This window comes from Crocosphaera sp. XPORK-15E, assembly GCF_034931425.1.
Lineage (GTDB): Bacteria > Cyanobacteriota > Cyanobacteriia > Cyanobacteriales > Microcystaceae > UHCC-0190.
Genome location: NZ_JAYGHQ010000056.1, coordinates 1 through 3,452, shown reverse-complemented (window position 1 = coordinate 3,452; position 3,452 = coordinate 1). Strand labels below are relative to the sequence as shown.

Below are 3,452 nucleotides of genomic sequence, written 5' to 3'. Positions count from 1 at the left end.
ATAGCTGACCAAGCTCTTTCAGATGATGCTTGTCTTGCTGTTGAGTTTAATTCATCCTCAAACAACTATATTTTTATACTAAAAACTATAGCGCAAAATGTCAAGAGGGGAAGTATGGATGCTTACTTCGGCTGCGCGGAAGCTGAGCTTGTCGAAGCTCAGTACAAGTCGCGTTATTTATTGGTCGGGTTTCATCCCCCGCTAATTTTGGTGAGTATCTTGTCGAAAAATGTAGCGGGGGTCTTCACCCGACATTAAGATTTTTATCTTTATTGACTTATTATCTGGGTTACACTTCGCAAACGTATCCTACGGTTCCTGTCAAAACGGATTAGCAAGGAGGTAACTGAAAATGACCCGCAATAATCCCAGGAACAGTAATATCCTCATCTAATTCTTCCCACCTTAGAGCATAGCCGTTTACCTCAACCTTAACCGCCGCCAATTGCTCATTTGTCGCTTGTTTCAAGATGCGGAAGCGATCACCAGGAAAACCGATAATACGTCCATCACTGAGTTCAACATATATCATGCGTTTGTCTGCCCAGGCTCGAATGGCGACAGGTTCAATAGTCATCATGGAATTAACGGTTGTGGAAATCACGATAAGCACTCCTAAAAAGAACTTGATTTTGATAAACTAACCTCTCTACTTCACGTAGCTCATGGGAAGGAATGCCACGATTAGAAGCTAAAATAACAATCGGTTCAAGCCAAAATTTACATTCACCATCAGGAGAACGAACATGAATATGGGGCGGCTCGGAACCTTCATCAGAATAGAAGTGAAACCGAAAGTGTCCAATTCTAATTACCGTTGGCATTTAGTGAAATTCGTAATCATCGAGAGTTGTTAGTTCTTGATTTCAATATTAACTGCAAGGATCGCCGATCTTGTAGAGTACGTTAATATAACGTACCTTTTAATCGCGTTTTCCTATCTTACACTGATTGGCGATCGCTTTTTTATATCTTGAACTAAACTGCGATCGCTTTTCTAGGTCTTGAAATAATTTGCGATCGCTTTTATGTCCTGAACTAAATTGCGATCGCTTTTCTATGTGTTGAGTTAAACTGCGATCGCTTTTGTGTTTTAAACTGATTTGCGATCGCCATAACAGGATTGAAAACGCGGTCTAGAAATCATAATTTTGATGATTTAGGAAAAACTGGCGATATAATTCACAACTGGCAACAAAATTTGATTCTAACTGTTTAACCAACCCCAAACTGGTTAATTTATGGGCAAAAATTGGTTCTAAGGAAACCCGTTCAATACCTGGCAGAACTGAGTGAAGGGCCGTTAATAATTCGGGGTATTCTTTTAAATGTAGCCAATGTCGCTGTAAATGATGGGTGTAAATGCCAACATTTGTAGCGGCAGTTTCTAACAGATGTTCTAAGGTGATTTCTCCGCGACTCAGGTGATAGAGGGCGATTTGTACCAAGGCAGGATGGCCATCTACCATTTTCATCAGTTGTTGACAATGTTCTCCCTGTTCCCAGTCCAGACCGTAGCACTGAGCTAATTTTTTAACTTCTTCTTGGGAAAAGTGGCTTAACTGAATGGGCAATCCGACATTGAAGGGAGACTGGTTAAGTTGGAGTGGGACGTAGATTTCTGTGGAGTGAACGATGACTAGACGGAGTTTTTGCCAGAGGGGTGAGGTTTTGCTTTCTTCGTACCACGATCGCAGTAGGGGTAAAAAGTCTTTGGCAACGGCGGGATGTTCAAAAATTTGTTGGGCTTCGTCTAGGGCTAAAGCGAGGGGATTTTGGACGGATTTTAGTAAATAGTCTTCAAAATAGGAGGTACAGCTTATTTTACAGCCTAAATCTTGATCCCAATATTCGTCTAAGCTTGGTTTGAGGCGCAGTTGTCGAGCAATGTTGGCACAGAGCCAGCGTAAAAATTTATTGAGATCGTTCAAGATGGCTTGATCTACTTGATCTAGGTTGAGGCTGACGGTGTGGTAGTTTTTGGTTTTGGCAAATTCTAAGATTCTCAGTAGTAGGGAGGTTTTGCCCATTTCCCTGGGTGCTTTGATGCGGATTAGGGTTCCTGGTTTTCTAATTTCTTGTTTGATCTGGGCTTCGACGGGTTTGCGTTCGAGATAAAAGGGAGAACTAAGGGGGACTGCGCCGTTGGGGTAGGGTGGGGAATTATCAGGTTCGGTGTCAAAAAATTCGAGGTTTTTTTGTTTTGTGGGGGGTTTGGGTTCAAAGTCGAGGTTGGCGATGTCTTTCCATTCGAGGCCCAGTTGCCGACTGAGTTCTTCAAAGGTGTTGTAGTCAACGGGTTTGCCTGTGAGGAAGTTGCTGACGGTGGCGAGAGATAGTCCAACTTCTTCGGCGAGGGCGCGTTGGCTGGGGAAGCCGTTTCGTTGGAGGGCTAGTTTGACGCGGTTTAATTGGGTGGGTTGTACTCTCAGCGATCGGGGCATGGGAGGCGGTTTTAAGTTTAACGCTCTTATTCTAGGGTAAAAGTCAGACTAAAGATAGATATAAGTCAGAAAGATGTTAGATAAGCGAGGGGGTGTTGGTTTGGGAAGCGGTTTGGTTGGAAGTTTTGTTCGACTTTTGGCGAATCGCTAGACCTCTTGCGAAAGTCAAAAACATAATTAATCATCATAAATTTTTCGTCGATTCTTATCCTTATTTCCTATTGTTTATTAATTATTCGGTTACTTTCGCAAGAGGTCTGCTGTATTGAGGGACAGTTTTAAGGTTAATGGTCTTATTCTTAGGTGAAAGTCAGAACAAAGTTAGTCATAAGTCAGAAAGAAGTCAGTCATTCTCAGGTTTGAACTCAGGTAAGTGTGGATTTTAATGAAATTCAAGCAATAAAATTTTTTCTGGATTCAATTTTGAGGAGATTTCGCCATGAGTGCTAATAATATCAGCAAAGCTTCCGTTATTCCTGCTTTATTTCAAGATGCTCTTGCTCTCGCTTATCAATCTTTGGACATCTATTTTGATAACCCGACCCAGTTAGACTTAGCTTTCGGCAGTAATTACAATCAAACGGTAGCAAGTCAGTTATTTACGGCTTTTTCCCAAGGAGATTTTAGTTCAGTACCAGAGATCAAAATCTTATCAGATGAGGTGTTAGGGGCTACGAATGGGGCTTATTCGGCTTCTAAGAATCAGATTTACCTTAATGAACGTTTTTTAAGTGCGAACGCGGGAAATGTCAAGGCGATCGCTTCGGTTATTATTGAGGAAATTGGGCATTATATTGATGCTCAAATTAATACCACCGATAGTGCAGGAGATGAAGGGGATATATTTGCGCGGTTGGTACAAGGAGAGACGTTAACTAGCAACGTTTTGGCCAATTTAAAGGCAGAAGATGATAGTAAAACAATTGTTTTAGGGGGTGAAGCGGTTGAGATTGAACCCACATTCCGCACTTCAAAAAAGTAGCATAATCGTAGTATGAAATCAGGGGC

The 3,452-nt window shown here is 41.8% G+C and carries 5 protein-coding genes; 2 read left to right on the top strand and 3 right to left on the bottom strand.

Going from position 1 to position 3,452, the window contains the following annotated elements; translation table 11 throughout:
* Positions 1-258, top strand: a 258-nt coding sequence (locus VB691_RS24270; RefSeq protein WP_323294100.1) for a hypothetical protein, incomplete at its 5' end; no start/stop codon positions are given.
* Positions 259-331: 73 nt separating this feature from the next.
* On the opposite strand, the gene VB691_RS24265 is transcribed toward VB691_RS24270, so the two are convergent.
* The 3 genes from VB691_RS24265 to VB691_RS24255 all read right to left on the bottom strand — a co-directional run bounded on the left by VB691_RS24265 (position 332) and on the right by VB691_RS24255 (position 2,444).
* Positions 332-604 carry a DUF2442 domain-containing protein gene (locus VB691_RS24265; protein WP_323294099.1) on the bottom strand — a complete coding sequence of 91 codons (273 nt, stop codon included), beginning with the start codon at positions 602-604 and terminating at the stop codon, positions 332-334.
* Positions 585-824, bottom strand: coding sequence for a DUF4160 domain-containing protein (locus VB691_RS24260; protein WP_323294098.1), 240 nt, complete (start codon positions 822-824; stop codon positions 585-587). The genes VB691_RS24265 and VB691_RS24260 overlap by 20 nt, the downstream gene beginning before the upstream one ends.
* A 312-nt stretch (positions 825-1,136) precedes the next feature.
* Positions 1,137-2,444 (bottom strand): AAA-like domain-containing protein, encoded by a 1,308-nt coding sequence (locus VB691_RS24255; protein WP_323294097.1) that lies wholly within the window; start codon positions 2,442-2,444, stop codon positions 1,137-1,139.
* 439 nt (positions 2,445-2,883) lie between these two features.
* Here VB691_RS24255 and VB691_RS24250 point away from each other — a divergent pair, with 439 nt between their 5' ends.
* Complete coding sequence (locus tag VB691_RS24250) at positions 2,884-3,426, top strand: hypothetical protein (protein ID WP_323294096.1); 543 nt, start codon at positions 2,884-2,886, stop codon at positions 3,424-3,426.
* Positions 3,427-3,452 lie beyond the last annotated feature (26 nt).

Coding starts and splice junctions, on each gene's coding strand:
- VB691_RS24260 (WP_323294098.1), bottom strand. CDS start 824: ATGCCAACGGTAATTAGAATTGGACACTTTCGGTTTCACTTCTATTCT.
- VB691_RS24255 (WP_323294097.1), bottom strand. CDS start 2,444: ATGCCCCGATCGCTGAGAGTACAACCCACCCAATTAAACCGCGTCAAA.
- VB691_RS24250 (WP_323294096.1), top strand. CDS start 2,884: ATGAGTGCTAATAATATCAGCAAAGCTTCCGTTATTCCTGCTTTATTT.